General features: G+C 56.9%; 13 protein-coding genes and 1 tRNA gene. 8 read left to right on the plus strand and 6 right to left on the minus strand.

All coding sequences use genetic code 11. The annotated features are described in order from the left end of the window. Nucleotides 1-10: 10 nt before the first annotated feature. On the minus strand, nt 11-1060 hold the full coding sequence (gene mqnE, locus WCX49_RS11195) for an aminofutalosine synthase MqnE (protein ID WP_345985170.1): 1050 nt from the start codon (nt 1058-1060) through the stop codon (nt 11-13). 100 nt (nt 1061-1160) lie between these two features. Here mqnE and WCX49_RS11200 point away from each other — a divergent pair, with 100 nt between their 5' ends. Beyond that, on the plus strand, nt 1161-3677 hold the full coding sequence (locus tag WCX49_RS11200; RefSeq protein ID WP_345985171.1) for an HD domain-containing protein: 2517 nt from the start codon (nt 1161-1163) through the stop codon (nt 3675-3677). Beyond that, complete coding sequence (gene glmS / locus WCX49_RS11205) at nt 3677-5491, plus strand: glutamine--fructose-6-phosphate transaminase (isomerizing) (RefSeq protein ID WP_345985172.1); 1815 nt, start codon at nt 3677-3679, stop codon at nt 5489-5491. Before WCX49_RS11200 ends, glmS begins: the two co-directional genes overlap by 1 nt. A 254-nt stretch (nt 5492-5745) precedes the next feature. On the opposite strand, the gene WCX49_RS11210 is transcribed toward glmS, so the two are convergent. The 4 genes from WCX49_RS11210 to WCX49_RS11225 form a co-directional block, all read right to left on the minus strand. Continuing rightward, entirely contained in the window at nt 5746-6927 is a 1182-nt protein-coding gene (locus WCX49_RS11210) for an ammonium transporter (protein WP_345985173.1), read from the minus strand. Nucleotides 6928-6935: 8 nt separating this feature from the next. Then, nucleotides 6936-7274 (minus strand): P-II family nitrogen regulator, encoded by a 339-nt coding sequence (locus WCX49_RS11215; protein WP_345985174.1) that lies wholly within the window; start codon nt 7272-7274, stop codon nt 6936-6938. A gap of 144 nt (nt 7275-7418) precedes the next feature. After that, nucleotides 7419-7757 carry a P-II family nitrogen regulator gene (locus WCX49_RS11220; RefSeq protein WP_345984634.1) on the minus strand — a complete coding sequence of 113 codons (339 nt, stop codon included), beginning with the start codon at nt 7755-7757 and terminating at the stop codon, nt 7419-7421. A 67-nt stretch (nt 7758-7824) separates the two neighbouring features. Next, nucleotides 7825-9135: an ammonium transporter gene (locus WCX49_RS11225; protein ID WP_345984635.1), complete on the minus strand. Its 1311-nt coding sequence runs from the start codon at nt 9133-9135 to the stop codon at nt 7825-7827. A gap of 235 nt (nt 9136-9370) precedes the next feature. Here WCX49_RS11225 and gyrA point away from each other — a divergent pair, with 235 nt between their 5' ends. The 6 genes from gyrA to WCX49_RS11255 all read left to right on the plus strand — a co-directional run bounded on the left by gyrA (nt 9371) and on the right by WCX49_RS11255 (nt 15624). Further along, entirely contained in the window at nt 9371-11890 is a 2520-nt protein-coding gene (gyrA, locus tag WCX49_RS11230; RefSeq protein ID WP_345985175.1) for a DNA gyrase subunit A, read from the plus strand. 22 nt (nt 11891-11912) lie between these two features. Further along, the gene (locus WCX49_RS11235) at nt 11913-12947 is read left to right on the plus strand and encodes an aspartate-semialdehyde dehydrogenase (RefSeq protein ID WP_345985176.1); all 1035 of its coding nucleotides are present in this window, start codon (nt 11913-11915) and stop codon (nt 12945-12947) included. Next, complete coding sequence (locus tag WCX49_RS11240; protein WP_345985177.1) at nt 12940-13455, plus strand: YqhA family protein; 516 nt, start codon at nt 12940-12942, stop codon at nt 13453-13455. Before WCX49_RS11235 ends, WCX49_RS11240 begins: the two co-directional genes overlap by 8 nt. Nucleotides 13456-13489: 34 nt before the next feature. Then, a complete protein-coding gene (gene hemE, locus WCX49_RS11245) occupies nt 13490-14539 on the plus strand; it encodes a uroporphyrinogen decarboxylase (RefSeq protein WP_345985178.1) in 1050 nt (349 codons plus the stop codon). 23 nt (nt 14540-14562) lie between these two features. Beyond that, on the plus strand, nt 14563-15507 hold the full coding sequence (locus WCX49_RS11250; protein WP_345985179.1) for a radical SAM protein: 945 nt from the start codon (nt 14563-14565) through the stop codon (nt 15505-15507). Between the two features lie 42 nt (nt 15508-15549). After that, nucleotides 15550-15624 (plus strand) — tRNA-Asn (locus WCX49_RS11255). Nucleotides 15625-15762: 138 nt separating this feature from the next. On the opposite strand, the gene WCX49_RS11260 is transcribed toward WCX49_RS11255, so the two are convergent. Further along, nucleotides 15763-17076 (minus strand): DUF5074 domain-containing protein, encoded by a 1314-nt coding sequence (locus WCX49_RS11260; RefSeq protein WP_345985180.1) that lies wholly within the window; start codon nt 17074-17076, stop codon nt 15763-15765. Between the last annotated feature and the right edge of the window lie 275 nt (nt 17077-17351).

Here is a 17351-nt window from a genome sequence, read left to right on the forward strand (position 1 = left end):
AGATTATACCTTACCAGACTTTCAGTTCGTTATAGAGGCTGTCGCGCTCAACCGGGGTGAATCCGCTCTCTTTGATCAGGTGGACGAACTCCTCAAGGTCGACACCGTTGGCACTTTTGGCGCCGGCGGCGGAGTTGATGGACTCTTTTTCGATCGTACCGTCGAGGTCGTTTGCCCCGAACTCCTGCGCCACCAGGGCGAGGTTCACCGTCGACGTCACCCAGTAGGCTTTGAGGTTGGGGACATTGTCGAGGACGATACGGCTTATGGCCATCGTTTTGAGGATCTCGTTTGCCGTGATGAACTCTTTGACGTTCAGGAAGTTGTTCTCGGATTGGTACACGAGCGGGATAAAGCAGTTGAAGCCGCCGGTTTCGTCCTGCAGATCACGGATGCGCATCATATGGTCGATGCGGTGCTTACGCTCCTCGACATGGCCGAACAGCATCGTCACGTTGCTCTTTTTGCCCCGTTCGTGCCACTTGCGGTGGATCTCCAGCCACTGTTCGGAGGTCACTTTCCCCTTGCAGATATAGTCGCGGACCCCCTCGTCAAAGATCTCCGCACCGCCGCCGGGCATCGAATCGACGCCGTTCTCGACCATCAGGTCGAGTATCTCGTCGTAGCTTTTGCCGTACTCCTCGGCAAGGAAGTGCACTTCCGCCGCCGTCAGCGCCTTGACGTGAAGCTGCGGGTATTTCTCCTTGATTTTACGGAAGATGTCCAGGTACCACTGCAGCCCCGTCTCCGGGTTGTGGGCGGAGACGATATGCACCTCTTTGATATCGCGAGAAACGATGTCGTCGACGATCCCGAGGATCTCTTCATGGCTCATCGTATAGGGGTTGGGGTTTTTGCGGCTGGCGCTGTAGGCGCAGAATTTACAGACGTCCTTGCAGACGTTGGTCGGATTGATATGACGGTTGATATTGAAGTAAGTCTTCTCGCCGTGCAGCTCGCGCCGCAGTGCATCCGCGCGTTCCCCCAGGGCGAAAAGATCTTCGTCGTACAGCGCCAGCGCCTCTTCAAAGCCGACCCGGCGGTTTGCGATTTTCGTCATGCTTACTCTCTGCTTTTCTTTTCGCGCATTATAGCCAGATGAGCGCCTCCAAAGGCTAAAGCGACTATAATAATAGGATTTCATCAGAGGAACAGCCCCCTTGAAAACACTTGTAGAAGATATTGAGACCCTTATCGAGAAGAATGCCAGCGACTTCGAGATCTCGAAACGGTTCAAGCAGGCGATCAGCGTCTATCTCGACTCGCTGCCCGATCTCTTCGAACAGACCCAGGGGAAAGACTTCCTCGTGCGCCACACCAAGGCCCTCGACCAGTTCATCACCCAGATGTACAAAACGGTGCTCCGGCGGATGTTCGGCAACTACCTGCCGATGCGCAACGCCATCCCCATCTCCCTGATGGCCCTGGGCAGCTATGGGCGCGAACAGCTCTCCGTCTACAGCGACATCGACCTGATGATCGTCTACGTTCCCTTGGAGGGGTACAATACCGAGGCGATCATCGAGAAGTTCCTCTACCTCGCCTGGGATGCCGGTCTGAAGCTCGGCCACCGGGTCCACAAGGTTTCCGAACTTTTCGATGCCGCCGACGAGGACATTACCATCCGCACGGCGATGATGGAGGCCCGCTTCATCGTCGGCTCGACCTACACCTGGCACGCCACCCAGCGAGAGCTCGGGCGTATCCGCCGCTATGAGCCGCGCCGTTTCATCGAGGCGAAGATCGCCGAAGCGCAGAGCCGCCGTCGAAAATACCCCGTCTCCATGCAGCCCAATATCAAAGAGGGCGTCGGCGGCATGCGCGATGCCCAGCTGCTTTACTGGGTTGCCAAAACCCGCTTCGACGTCACCAGTCTCAAGGAGCTCGACGGCACCATCTTCAGCGAGGAGTCCTACCGTGCGTACCGGATCGCACTGGAACTTATCTTCCGCGTGCGCAGCGCCCTGCACCTCGTCTCCGGCAAACAGAACGACCAGCTCAACCTGGAGTATCTGCCAAAGGTACGGAAAATGCTGGGCTTCTCCGACGATATGAAGCTTGCCACCCAGGTCATCGAAGCGATGTGGCGGATCCACAACTTCAGCAGCATCTTTGTCGCCAAGATGATCAGGCCCATGTTTTACGACTCCTCACGTCTGCCTGCACTACGGGGCCAGCGGGTGCATCGCGGCATCTTCGTCGCTGAGGACAAAGTGTTTGCCTCCTTCCGTCTCAAAGCACAGCCGATCGAATCCCTGCTGAACATCCTGATCAACCTGGAAGACCGCCCCTACTGTTTCGATGACAGCTTTGTCAGCCAGTTCACTTATACGACGGTGCCGCATCCACGGAGCAAAACCGTCAAACAGCTGCTCCGCAAGCTCTTCGAACGCGATCACACCTACGGTTTTCTCCGCCTCTTTTACGACGCCGGGGTGCTCGCCGAACTGATCCCCGCACTTAAAAAGGCACTTTTCCTGCCGCAGTTCGACGGCTACCACCACTACCCCGTCGGCCTGCACTCCATCCAGTGCGTCAAGGCCTTCGAATCCATCGATGACCCCGATGTCAAGGCCCTGTACGACACGATCAGTCTTGAAGACAGGACGATGCTCAAGATCATCGTGCTTCTGCACGATGCAGGCAAAGGAAGGAAACTCGACCACAGCGAGGTCGGCGTCAAACTGATCCGTCCGGTCATGCAGAAGATGGGCTTCAGTGCCGAAATGACGGACGATGCCACCCTCCTGGTCCGCCACCATATCCTTATGAGCATCATCGCCCAGCGCCACAACATCCACAGCGAAAAAACGCTTTATAAATTCATGTCCATCATCAGGACGCCGCGGCTGCTGACCCTGCTCTACATTCTCACCTACGCGGATATGAGCGGTGTCGGGCCCGGGACCTACAACGCATTCAATGCGAAACTGCTCAACGAGCTCTACCACTCCTCCCTTGAGGTCGCCCAGGAAAAAGAGCGGATCACCGATGCCGCACGCCGTCTCAAGGTCGAACAGCGCATCCAGCGGCTCGACGCCTTCAAAGCCCTCCCCCGCCTGATGCAGAAAAAAATCCTCGCGGTCGAATCGAACATCTTCTTCTTCCTCCACGGCCCGGAAGAGGTCCTGCAGATCGCCCAGCGTGCCCGTGAAGTGAAAGAGTACCAGTACGCGCTGGATTTCAGTACGGGGCTCAGCGTCGAGATCCTGCGCAAGATCCCGCTGAACCTCACGTACCTGCTGGGGCGGCTGGGCTACCTCGATGTCGTCTCGATGGAGGTCTTCACCCTCTTCGACGACGTCAAGTATTTCAAGCTCGATTTCCTCCAGACACCGACACCGGATATGTATGAGAGCATCCGTGAAGTCGTCGAAGAGTCATTCGATATGCAGCGAAGTGTTGCCCTCGAGGCCCCCGTCATCAAACCCGAGGAGATCACCATCGACTGCGAACACTCCAAGAACCTCGCCGAGCTTGCCGTCCACACGGCGAACCAGCGCGGACTCCTGGCCTTTATCATCCAGTGCCTCGATGCCCTGGACATGCAGATCGTCACCGCCAAAATCCATACGACGAAGCGCCGTGCACGCGACCATTTCTTAATCGAGAAAACACCGCATATGTGTAATAATGCCGATCGATTAATCCCCCTTCTCTGCAAAGGAAATGCGTAATGTGCGGCATCGTCGGCTACCTCGGAAAACATGATACGAAAGGCATTCTGCTCGACGGTCTCAAAGAGCTCGAGTACCGCGGTTACGACTCCGCGGGGATCGCCGTCCTGCAGGCCGATGAGTTCTCCTACTTCAAAGCGGTCGGGAAGCTGGCCAACCTGGAGGCCAAAACGGCCGACTTCAGCACCAGCGGGTTTGCCGCGGGAATAGGCCACACCCGCTGGGCGACCCACGGCAAACCGACCGAGATCAATGCCCACCCCCACCTGGGAGACGCTTCCTACGTCGTCCATAACGGCATCATCGAAAACTACCAGGAGCTCAAAAATGCCCTGGTCGCCGGCGGGGTACACTTCCTGAGCCAGACCGACACGGAAGTTATCGTTCACCTCTTCGAATCCCTGATGAACAGCGGTATGGAGCCGATGCAGGCGTTCCGTGAAACCGTCAGCCGCCTCAAGGGGGCCTATGCGATCCTCCTCGTCACCAAACAGATGCCCGATACCATCTTTTTCGCCAAGCACGGCTCCCCGATGATCGTCGGGGTGAACGAAAGCGATGAGAAGTTCTTCGGCTCCTCCGACGCCGCACTGATCGGTAAATGCAGCCGGGTCATCTACCTCGAGGACGGCCAGCTCGGTTTTGTCTCGCGTACAGCCATCCACCTTGAAGATGCGACCGGCACCGCTGTCGTACCGCGCTTCGCCGCCCTCCCGGAATCGAAACTCTCCGCCCAGAAAGAGGGGTTCAGATTCTTCATGGAAAAAGAGATCTACGAACAGAGCGAAGTCCTCTCCGATACCCTGATCGGGCGGCTTGCGGATGAAACAATCGTCTTCGACGAGCTTGATCCTTCCCTGCTGGACGGTATCAACGAAATCAAACTCTGTGCCTGCGGAACGAGTTACCATGCCGCGCTCGCATCCAGCTATCTCTTCGAACGCCTCGGCAAGATCCGTACCTCCGTCGAAATCGCCAGCGAGCTGCGCTACAAGGAACCTCTGCTCTGTTCCGACACGCTCTTCGTCGTCATCAGCCAGAGCGGAGAGACCGCCGACACCCTTGAAACCCTCAAGATGGCCAAGGCCGCGGGCCTGAAGACCCTTGTTATCTGCAACGTCGATAACTCCTCCATGGTCCGTGAAGCGGATGCCGCCATCCTGACCCGCGCCGGGATTGAGAAGGGAGTTGCCTCCACCAAGGCCTTCGCGACACAGATGGCGGTACTGTGGATGTTCTCCCTCTACGTCGCCCAGACCAAAGGGATTATCGGCACGGAAGCAATACGCGAACAGATCGCTCTGCTGCGCGAGATCCCGGCCGTCGTCAGAGTCGACGACGACCTGCACGAACGGATCCGCCGCCTCTCCAAGCGCTATCTGCACGGGCACGGTTTCTTTTTCATCGGCCGCGACATCTTCTTCCCCCTCGCCCTGGAAGGGGCCCTCAAGCTCAAAGAGATCAGCTACCTCCATGCCGAGGGGTACCCCAGCGGCGAAATGAAGCACGGTCCCATCGCCCTGGCCGACCCGGAACTGTTCACGATCGCCCTGATGCCCAAGAACCTGCTCTATGACAAAACAAAGAGCAACGTCGAGGAGTTGAGTGCACGCGACGCCACGATCTGTGCCATCAGCGATGAACCGTTTGAGAAGGCGGACGACTTCATCCCCATTGCCGCGCACGCGCATTATATGCCGGAATTTTTCGAAATGATGGTCGTACTGCAGCTGCTCTCCATGGAGATCGCCATCCGCCTCGGCAACGACGTCGATATGCCGAGAAACCTCGCGAAAAGCGTGACCGTAGAATAGTGAAGCGTGAAGCGTGAAGCGTGAAGCGTGAAGCGTGAAGCGAAACCTGTCAGCTTCCATTTATTTTGTCAAGGTTTTAGAAGGTCATTAGCGGATCGAGCAGATTCGTGATGCATGGAGAATAGGCGAGGGCGTCAGCCCTTTGTGCTTTCTTCTTCCCGGTTCGGCTTCTACTTTGCACAAGCAAAGAAGAAGGGGAACAAAAAACCTGAAGAAAAAAAGCGAGTACCGTTTCCGGGGAATGCCCGAAAAGGTTAGAACGCCCGCTTGAACTCCGGGTAGGCCTCGAGACCGCATTCAGTGACGTCAAGCCCTTCGACCTGCTCATCGTCGCCGGCACGGAACGGCAGGAACTTGTTGATGATATAGATCGCCGCGTACGAGACGGTAAAGACGAATACCGCCACGACGGCGACCCCTTTGAGCTGTCCGAGGAACGTGATCCCCGCTTCGGGTTCGGCGGCGAAAATACCGACCGCGAGGGTCCCCCAGATGCCGTTGACCAGGTGGACCGAGAGGGCACCGACCGGGTCGTCCAGCTTCAGCTTGTCAAACAGCGGAACGGCGAAAACGACCAGCGCCCCGCCGATGGCGCCGATGAGGATCGGCGTATGGATGCTGTACAGATCCGGACCGGCGGTAATGGCCACGAGACCGCCCAGTGCGCCGTTGAGGATCATCGTGATATCGAACTTGCGGTAGCGCAGATACATGAAGATCCCGGCGATCAGCGCCCCTGAAAGGCCCGCCGTATTGGTATTCATGATCGTCAGCGCCACGGTGTCCGCATTCTCTTTACTGGCGATAGAGCCGACGGAGCCCCCGTTGAAACCGAACCAGCCGATCCACAGCAGCAGTGCCCCCAGCACGACCAGGGGAATGTTTGACGCCGGGATGACGTGGATCTTGCCGTCTTTATAGCGCCCTTTACGCGGGCCCATGATCATGATGGCCGCCAGCAGCGCCCAGCCGCCCGTCGAGTGAATGACGGTCGACCCTGCCAGGTCGTACATATGCAGATCGAGCATGGTCCCCGCCAGCAGGTCGGCACCCCAGGAGACATTGACAACGAGCGGGTAGATCAGCCCGCCCATCAAAACGGTAAAAAGCGCGATCGGCAGGATCCGTACCCGCTCGCTCACCCCGCCGCTCATGATATTGACCGTCTTCCCGACAAAGGCCATCTGGAACAAGAAGGCGGCATAGATGCTCATCCCGCTGTTTTCCCAGCTGCCGAAAGCCAGTTCGTAGCCCACCAGCAGGAACATCATCGACGCCACGGCATAGATCATCGTATTGACGGTCAGAACGGATGTGACGTTTTTCGTACGGACCAGCCCCGCTTCGAGCATCGCGAAACCGGGTACCATAAAGACGATCAGCGTCATCGCAAAGAGGGCGAAGAGCGTATCGACAATATAACCGAAATCTTCCATCGCGCCGCCTAGATCGCTTCGGAACCGGTTTCACCCGTACGGATGCGAATCACCTTTTCAATGCCGCTGACAAAGATCTTGCCGTCGCCGATCTTACCGGTACGGGCCGCTTCCGTGATGGTATCAAGTACCTGCTCAAGCTGCTCGTCGTCAACGACCAGCTCCACTTTGATCTTCGGAAGGAAATCGACGACGTACTCCGCCCCGCGGTAGAGCTCGCTGTGCCCTTTCTGGCGTCCGTAACCCTTCACCTCGCTGACCGTCATACCGGTGATCCCGATCTGCGCCAGCGCATCCTTTACCTCTTCAAGACGAAACGGTTTGATAATCGCTTCTACTTTTTTCATGTATTCTCCTCATAAGACTAATGCAATCTTATCAAGAAAACCATGATCTTTTTTTAGACACATGATTATTAATTAATCATCAAAGCCTTGACAATGGTAGTCGGTGTTCACTTTCAAGGCAGGAAAAGCCTGCCCATGAAAGGCTTAAACCGCTTCGGAGCCGGATTCGCCGGTACGGATACGGATAATCTTTTCGACATCGCTGATGAAGATCTTGCCGTCACCGATCTTGCCGGTGCGTGCCGCTTCGACGATCGTGTCGACAACCTGGTCGACCGATGCCGCCTCGACGACCATCTCCATTTTGACTTTCGGCAGGAAGTCAACGACGTACTCCGCACCGCGGTAGAGCTCGCTGTGCCCTTTCTGGCGCCCGTACCCTTTCACTTCGCTGACCGTCATACCGGTAATACCGATCTCAGCCAGGGCATCCTTCACATCCTCAAGCTTGAACGGCTTGATGATCGCTTCTACTTTTTTCATTCTGACAATCCTTTTTGTGCTTTGTATTGTAACACTGTTCGGAAGCCGAAGCCCCCGAGCCGTTCAATTAGAGGTTGAATCCGCGTTCGCCGTGGATGGACTCATCCAGACCCATTGTTTCCGTCTCTTCATCAACGCGTGCACCGCCGGTGATCGCAGAGGAGATCAGGTAGACAATGACCGTACCGACCAGGGTCCACAGACCGACGATCAGGACAGACTCGAACTGGACGAAGAGCTGACCCATACGGTCGCCGCTTGCTTTGAGCGGACCGTCCCAGAGGAGGTCCTGGTCATTGAGCGCGAAGATACCCGTAGCGATCGCACCCCACAGACCGGCGAGGAAGTGGATACCGAATGCATCGAGGCTGTCGTCGTAGCCCAGTTTCTTTTTCAGGATAGCAACACCGAAGAAGCCGATGAGTGCACCGACGATACCGACGATGAAGGCACCGCCGACACCGACGAAGCCGGCTGCCGGAGTGATCGCGACGAGACCGGCAACGATACCGGAAGCGATACCGAGCAGAGTCGGTTTCTTGAACATGAACCACTCGATCAGCATCCAGGTGACACCCGCAGCTGCCGTAGCGATCGTTGTTGTCAGAACCGCGAGACCTGCAACGGCGTTTGCACCGAATGCGGAACCGCCGTTGAAGCCGTACCAGCCGAACCACAGCAGGGCTGCACCGGCAGCAGTGAGGATGATGCTCACCGGCTTGATCGGAGATTTCGGGTAACCTGCACGTTTACCGAGCATGATCGCCAGGACCAGACCGGCCAGACCGCCGTTCATGTGGACAACCGTACCGCCGGCGAAGTCAAGGGCACCCTCATCGAAGAGGTAGGCACCGTCGCCGCCCCATACCATGTGCGTAATCGGTGCGTAAACGACCAGGCCCCAGAGGACAACGAAGAGCATCCATGTGGAGAACTTCATACGCTCGATCGCGGAACCGGATGCGATGGCAACGGTGATCGCTGCGAACGTACCCTGGAAGGCGATGAAGACGAAGGTCGGGTAGGAACCGGACAGGTCAGACCAGTTGATACCGGAAAGGAAGACGTTGCCGAAACCGCCGAACACGTTCTGCAGTGCCGCGCTCTCGCTTGCACCGAAGGCGATGGAGTAGCCTGCAATGACCCAGACCACGAAGGCAACGACAAAGGCACCCATGACCATTGCATAGGTATTAAGTACGTTCTTTGTACGTGTCATACCGGCGTAAAAGAGCGCCAGGCCTGCCGGCGTCATCAGCAGTACGAATGCGGTTGACACCATCATCCAGGCCGTATCACCTGTATCGAGCGTTGGAGCATCTTCTGCCAGCGCAAGCGTCGGCAGAAGCATCATCATGGACAAAAGCCACTTCTTCATTGGTTAATCCTTTTTTCGCAGCCTTGACTGCGGAAGTTTCATGAAAATAGTATACAATTTTGTCGGCTTTTTACTCGATATGGGTGGTTATTTTTTAGGCAGCCGCTTCCTGTTTTATCACCGCCATCCCGTCCCCGTCCCCTGTCCGTCGTGTTTAAGTATATATAGGTTAATATAAGCGCCAAAAATCTTAGAACACGGGGCCGGCAGGCTCCTGTACGAGGTGGGACAAGCAATGAGCGAACTGTTGGACAACAGCGAAATCGAAAATATCAATATTGAAGAGAGTCTGCAGAGCAGCTACCTCGACTACTCCATGAGCGTCATCATCGGCCGGGCGCTTCCGGACGTACGCGACGGTCTCAAACCGGTTCACCGCCGAATTCTCTACGCTATGGACAAGCTCAACCTCTCCGCCGGGGCAAAATACAAGAAATCCGCCCGTATCGTCGGGGACGTCATCGGTCAGTACCACCCCCACGGCGACACGGCAGTCTATGACGCGCTGGTCCGTATGGCCCAGCCCTTCTCCATGCGGATGACCCTGGTCGACGGTCAGGGGAACTTCGGTTCCATCGACGGCGACAACGCGGCGGCGATGCGTTATACCGAAGCGCGCATGACCAAGTATGCCGGGGAACTGCTCAAAGACCTCGACAAAGAGACCGTCAACATGATCGACAACTACGATGCGACAACGCAGGAGCCTGAGATCCTGCCGACCCGCGTCCCAAACCTGCTGATCAACGGCTCTTCCGGTATCGCCGTCGGTATGGCCACCAACATCCCGCCGCACAACCCCAAAGAGGTCCTCTCCGCCCTCGTGCATCTTGTCGACAACCCCAAAGCGACGCTGCCGGACATCATGCACTACATCAAGGCACCGGACTTCCCGACCGGCGGAACGATTTTCGGCAAAAAAGGGATCATCGACGCCTATGAAACCGGCCGCGGCCGCATCAAGGTCCGTGCGAAGACCCACATAGAGCAGACCCGCAAAAAAGAGATCATCGTCATCGACGAACTGCCGTACATGGTCAACAAGGCGCGCCTGATCGAAAGCATTGCCAATCTTGTGAAGGACAAGCAGATCGAGGGGATCAGCGAGATCCGCGACGAATCCGACCGCGAGGGGATCCGTGTCGTCATCGAGCTCAAACGCGACGCGATGAGCGAGATCGTCCTCAACAACCTTTTCAAGTCGACCAATATGCAGACGACCTTCGGGATCATCATGCTCTCCATCCTCAACCAGGAGCCGAGAGTCTTCCCGATCCTGGAGATGCTGAACCACTTTATCAACCACCGCAAAACGGTTATTATCCGCCGTACGATCTTTGACCTCGAAAAAGCGAAGGCGCGTGCGCATATCCTCGAGGGTCTGAAGAAAGCGCTGGATCACATCGATGCGATCATCAAGCTGATCCGCGCCAGCAAGGACACCGAAACCGCCAAAGAGGGGCTCATTAGCGAGTTCGACTTCAGCCCGGTCCAGGCCCAGGCGATCCTCGACATGCGCCTGCAGAAGCTTACCGGCCTCGAGCGCGAGAAGATCGAGAACGAGCTCAAAGAGCTGCTCGAGCTCATCGAGTACCTCGAGAGCGTCCTGCGCAGCGAAGAGGTCCTCCGCGGCATCATCAAAGAAGAGTTCAACGAAGTGATGGAGGTCTACAACGACCCGCGCCGTACCGACATCGAAGATGACTACGACGACATCGATATCGAAGACCTGATCCCGAACGAGCCGATGGTCGTCACCATCACCCACCGCGGTTACATCAAGCGCGTGCCGCTGGTGAACTACGAGAAACAGCGCCGCGGCGGCAAAGGCAAAACGGCCGTCACGACCTACGAGGATGACTTCATCGAGAGCTTCTTCACCTGCAACACCCACGATACGCTGATGTTCGTCACCGACCGCGGGCAGCTGCACTGGCTGAAGGTCTACCGTATCCCGGAAGGCTCCCGTACGGCCAAAGGAAAAGCCGTCGTCAACCTGATCCAGCTCCAGCAGGACGAAAAGATCCAGTCGATCATCCCGACGACCGACTTCAGCGACGAGAAGTCCCTGGTCTTCTTTACCGAGAACGGTATCGTCAAGCGGACCAACCTCAGCGAGTTCTCGAACATCCGCAGCAACGGGGTGCGTGCGATCGTACTCGACGACGACGATACGCTGATCACGGCGAAAATCGCCACCGCGGAGACGAAGTACCTCTTCATCCTGACGAAGTACGCACAGTGCATCAAGTTCGAGATCGAGAAAACCCGCGATCAGGGACGCAGTACCCGCGGGGTACGCGGTATCAAGTTCAAGCATGACGGCGACCGCGTCGTTGATGCGAACATCATCGACAGCGACGAGCAGGAGATCCTCACTATCAGTGAGAAGGGAATCGGCAAGCGGACGACAGCAGGCGAATACCGCCTCACCAACCGTGCCGGCAGCGGGGTCATCGCAATGAAACTCAATGCGAAAACCGGCCAGCATGTCGTCGGTTGTGTGATCGTTAACGAAAATATGGACATGATGGCGTTAACGAAAGGCGGCAAGATGATCCGCGTCGACATGGAGAGCATCTCCAAGTCGAGCCGTAATACGAGCGGCGTCTACATCGTCAAAGGCGATGATGTCGTCAGCATCTCCCGCTGTCCGAAAAAAGAGCCCGTGACAGACGAAGAGGATGACGGCGAAGAGGGCGACATCGAAAATGTCCAGATCGAGCCCGAACAGCAATCATTTGATTTAGAATAATTTTACGAGGTAGTAAACAGTCATGAAAAAATATAACGTAGCCGTCGTCGGCGCCAGCGGTGCCGTCGGCGAAGAGATCCTGCGCATTTTTGAAGAGATCGATTTCCCCCTGGCCAAGCTCGTACCGCTGGCCAGCAGCCGCAGTGCCGGCAATACCGTCGAATTCCGCGGGGATGAGCTTGTCATCAAGGAGCTGACCGAAACGGTTTTTGACGAAGAGGAGATCGAGATCGCCCTCTTCAGTGCCGGCGGTTCCGTCTCGGCCAAATTCGCACCCTTTGCCGCCGCGGCCGGGGCCGTCGTCATCGACAATACCAGCCATTTCCGTATGGATGAAGAGGTTCCCCTCGTCGTCCCGGAGGTCAACCCCGAAGATATCCGCGAATGGAAGAAAAAAGGGATCATCGCGAACCCGAACTGTTCGACCATCCAGATGGTACAGGCCCTCAAGCCCCTCGACGACGCCTTCGACCTGGTCCGCGTCGATGTCAGTACCTACCAGGCGACCTCGGGTGCGGGCAAATCCGCCATGGAAGAGCTTGTTCAGCAGATGCAGGACTTCTTCGCCTTCCGCCTCGGTGAAAGCGAACATAACAAGTTCCCGCACCAGATCGCGTTGAACCTCATTCCGCAGATCGATGTCTTTACCGACAGCGGCTATACGAAAGAGGAGATCAAAATGGTCAACGAGACCAAGAAGATCATGCATAAAGCCGTCGAACTAAGCGCCACCTGCGTCCGCGTCCCCGTACTGCGCGGCCACTCCGAAGCGCTCACGATGACGTTCGACAGCGCCGTCGATGCCGCCGAAGCACGCGAGATCCTCTCCAAGGCCCCGAACATCATCATTCAGGACGAGCCTGCCGAGAGCATCTACCCGATGCCGGCCGCCTGCGTCGACCGCAACGAGACCTTTGTCGGGCGCATCAGAAACGACCTTTACCGCGACAATATGCTCCACATGTGGGTCGTCGCGGACAACCTCCGCGTCGGTGCCGCGACCAATGCCGTGCGCATCGCGCAGAAATGGGTAGAGATGGGGGGTGCGGATGTTTGAGAAGATGTTTGAATCCGGCCTCTGGAACAGCCGCCTTTTTACCCTCTTTGCCGTTGTTTTTTCGCTGATCGGCGCGATCATCCTCTTCGTTGTGGCCAGCCTCGACATCTGGAATGTCCTGGTCATGGTGTGGGACGTTGTCGCACACCACGCCCACCCGGAGCACCTGCATGAAGATGTCGTGGCGAACATCATCGGCGCCATCGACCTCTATCTTATTGCCATCGTACTGCTGATCTTCAGCCTCGGGGTCTACGAACTCTTCGTCTCCAAGATCGATGCGGCCGAAGATGGGGACGGCAAAAGCTCCTCGGTGCTGCAGATCCACTCCCTCGACCAGCTCAAAGACAAGATCGCCAAGGTCATCGTCATGGTCCTCGTCGTCAACTTCTTCCAGCGCGTCCTGCACACCCAGTTCAACGGGGCGCTGGAGATGCTCTACTTCTCGGGGTCGATCCTGCTGCTGGCGCTCGCCCTCTATTTTCTGCATAAAGGCGATCAGCACTGATCGCCCGCAAAATCCAACACCCATAGGAATATAAATGAGTAAAATTTTCGTCGATGCCTGCCTCGGAAAAGAGACACCGTATACCCCGGTCTGGATGATGCGCCAAGCCGGCCGCTACCTGCCCGAATACATGGAAGTCCGTGCCAAAGCAGGCAGCTTTCTGAATCTCTGCCACGATCCGGAAAAAGCGGCGGAGGTTACGCTCCAGCCCCTTGACATCGTCGGCGTCGACGCGGCGATCCTCTTCAGCGACATTCTCGTTATTCCCGATGAAATGGGTATGGACCTCTCCTTCGTCAAAGGTGAAGGGCCGAAATTCAGCGACCCGATCGAAACGCAGGCAGACGTTGACCGTCTCCTCGGCGGCGAGGAAGCAGCGGACAAGCTCACCTACGTCTATGACACCATCAAACTGCTGCGCAAGCAGCTCGACGCGCGCGGCGACGAAAAGGCGCTGATCGGTTTTACCGGTGCCCCGTGGACCCTGGCAACCTACATGATCGAAGGCCAGGGAACAAAGACGTACAACATCTGCAAGAAGATGATGTACTCCAACCCCGAACTGCTGCACAGCGTCCTTAAAAAGGTCACCGAGGTCGTCAAGTACTACATGGAGAAACAGATCCAGAGCGGCGTCGACGTCGTGCAGATCTTCGACTCCTGGGCCGCGGCGATCGAACCGGGCAAATACGACGAGTTCTCCTGGCAGTACATGGTCGAGATCGCCGAGTACCTTAAAGCGAAGTACCCGCACATCCCGGTCATCATGTTCCCCAAAGGGATCGCGGCCTTCATCGAACGCGGTCTCGTCTACGGCAACTTTGACGTCATGGGCATCGACTGGGGCACGCCGATGGCCCTGGCCAAGGAGAAGCTCGGTGACAAGTACGTCCTGCAGGGCAACATGGAGCCGTGCCGCCTCTACTCCAAGGAAGCCACGACGGCCTGTATCGAAGTGATCCAGAAGACGATGGGCGGCAAGCGCCACATCTTCAACCTCGGCCACGGCATCCTCCCCGACGTTCCCGTCGAAAACGCCATCCACTTCGTCAACGAGTGCCACCGCGTCAGCACCAAAGCCTGACGTCTGGCATGCCGGTCTAAACGATGAGCGCGATCTTCGGCCCGGTCAACTCCCGCCGCTTCGGCACCTCCCTGGGCATCGACCTCTCGCCCGGGCTCAAGCAGTGCAATTTCGACTGCCTCTACTGTGAGCTCGCCCCCGCCGCGCCGGTCACTATACAGACACAGCGCAGCAGCGTCGACGAGATCATTGCCGAACTGCAAAGCGCCCTGGCCGAACATCCCGGCATCGACGACATCACCGTCACCGCCAACGGCGAACCGACCCTCTATCCGGACCTGGATGCCCTTATCGACCGCATCGACGCTATCAAAGGCGATACGAAGACCCTCATCCTCACCAACAGCGCCACCCTGACCGACCCGAAGACCTTTGCGACCCTGCTCAAGTTCGACCAGGTCAAGCTCTCCCTCGACGCGGTCACCCCGGAGGTCTTCCGCAAGATCGACCGCCCGGCCGAAGGGATCGAGATCGGCGCACTCGTCGACGCCGTCAAAGCCTTTGCCCGTGAGTACCGCGGCGACCTCTACCTGGAGATCCTCTTCGTCCACGGCCTCAACGACAGCGATGAAGAGATCGCCGCGCTCAACGCTGTTCTGCACGACATCCCCTGCAAACGGATCGATATCGGGACGATCGACCGGCCGCCGGCCTACCCCGTGCAAGGGCTCAGCTACGGCGAACTCCATGAGGTCGCCTCCAGATTCGATCCGGAGCTGCCGGTCCACATCGCTTCGCGCACCCATGCCGAATCATGCCAGGGACGTTACAGCGACGATGCGATCCTCAACACCCTCGACAAGCGCCCGCTGAGCATGGAGGACATCGCCCTGCTCTTCGACAATGAGAGCCAGGCGCGTTTCCGGACCCTCGTTGAGACGGGCCGGATCGTTGCCGAAGACAGCTCGGGGATCACCTTCTACATCCCGGCCGGGAACCTCCACCGAAAACGCACCAAGAATTCTTGACTTTTCAGGAAGTTTCTTTTATAATTTCGGCCTCTTAATGATTCCGGATTAGCTCAGCGGTAGAGTAGGTGACTGTTAATCACTTGGTCACTGGTTCGAATCCAGTATCCGGAGCCACTTTCATTAGACGCTTTTTCCTAAACTCTTCGTTGTCACAGCACTCACGTACAATAGTACGCTTCGCACTATTCCGCCTTGATTTTAGAAAAAATCGCCTATGAAAGATCTACGCAAATAAAAGTGCCATTGCATCTTCTATGGCGTGACGATGAAGTTGACTTTCGCTGTCGCCGTGTTTCTGCCGTCATTCAGTGTGACAGTGACTGCAGTCGCGCCGGTAGCACCGGGCACGGATGTGACAGGGATCGTATACGTTGTATCTTCATACTGCAGCGGTTCCAGCCTTTCAGAGGTGGTCCCCAGCGCAATAATATCGTTCCTGTCCGCTGCCACCGTCAGCTCCAGCGTGCGGCTTGCACTGCTGTGTATCTTGAGGCCCAGTGTCGTTGAACCGAAGTCCTGCGCCTCCGACACCGCATAGACCGTTGTCGCCATAACGACAATGGCCGTTCCGTCTGCGATATAAAGTACCGTGCCGTCTCCGGAAAGCACAACGCTGCCGGCACTTCCCGGACTATCATAGGTGTTCAGCAGTATAAGCCCTCCAGGAACGCTCACATCCAAAACGCTGATGCCACTACTCCCTTCAGCCACGTAGAGTGTCGTGCCGTCGCTGGAGAGTGTCATCCCGCCGGCACTGCCTGTCGTATTGAAAAGTGCCCGCAGAAAAGGGGCCGTCGGATTACTGACATTGAGCACCACAATGCCGTTAGCGCCGTCGGCGACATAGAGGTGCGTACCGTCGCCGGAAGGCAAAACGCCCAGCGCTGCACCTGCCGTATCGGAAAGCCCCAAAGCCGCCAACGTCCCCGCATCCAGAATCGCAACGCCTTTACTGCCGTCGGCGACATAGAGAATGCTGCCGTCGTGAGAAAGCGCCACATCCATGGCCTCTCCAGCACTGTCGAAGACCGCCACTGTCGCCATCGCGGCAGGATCGCTCACATCCAGGACCACCACACCGTTGCTGCCGTCGGCAACATAAAGCAGTTTATTGTCCTTTGAGAGGACCGTGCCGCGGGCTGTCCCCCCTGCAATGTTCGCTATACCCAATACGATCGGTGCAGCGGGATCGCTGACATCGTAAACGGCAACGCCCGAACTCTGGGCAACATAAAGTTGTGTACCGTCGCTTGAGAGGGTGACGCCCAGCGCATCGCCGGCAGTCGCCTCGGTTTTGAGCGGAAGCACTCCGGCGGGGCCGCTTACATCGTAAATGGCGATGCCGCTGCCCTGTTCGGCAACATACAGTGTTTTGCCATCACCTGAGAGGACAACATCAGAGGCCGGACCATCCGTATTGGAAAGCACAAGGGGGATCGGTGCCGCCGGAGTGACGACGCTGAAAGAGAGCGTTGCGTGCTGCGCCGATCCCCCTCCGCCGCAGGCGCTAAAAATGAGAAGTGCAAGGGGGATCAGCACCATTTTCATCCGGGAAAGAGCCTTCATGCCGTCTCCTTTCCACAACAGACATGCATGCCGCGACAGATTCGGTTGTGGGTAATAAGCCTCCATTATGCCCGACTTCTTTGAGAGGACTATAATAAATACCAACTACTTTCGAAAAGAGCGACAGGTTGTCTGAGGGGGCACTGCTCCCGGAGCCTCCTAGCCATCGTCATGAGAGTTTCATAATATACGCAACGTTTTCAGTGTCGCTGTCTCCTATACCGGTCTTACTATCAATGTCACTCTTTTATATGGCCCGTCCTATATGATGAAAA

Origin of the sequence: Sulfurimonas sp. HSL-1656, from assembly GCF_039645585.1 — a bacterium.
In the GTDB taxonomy this organism is placed as follows: domain Bacteria; phylum Campylobacterota; class Campylobacteria; order Campylobacterales; family Sulfurimonadaceae; genus Thiomicrolovo; species Thiomicrolovo subterrani.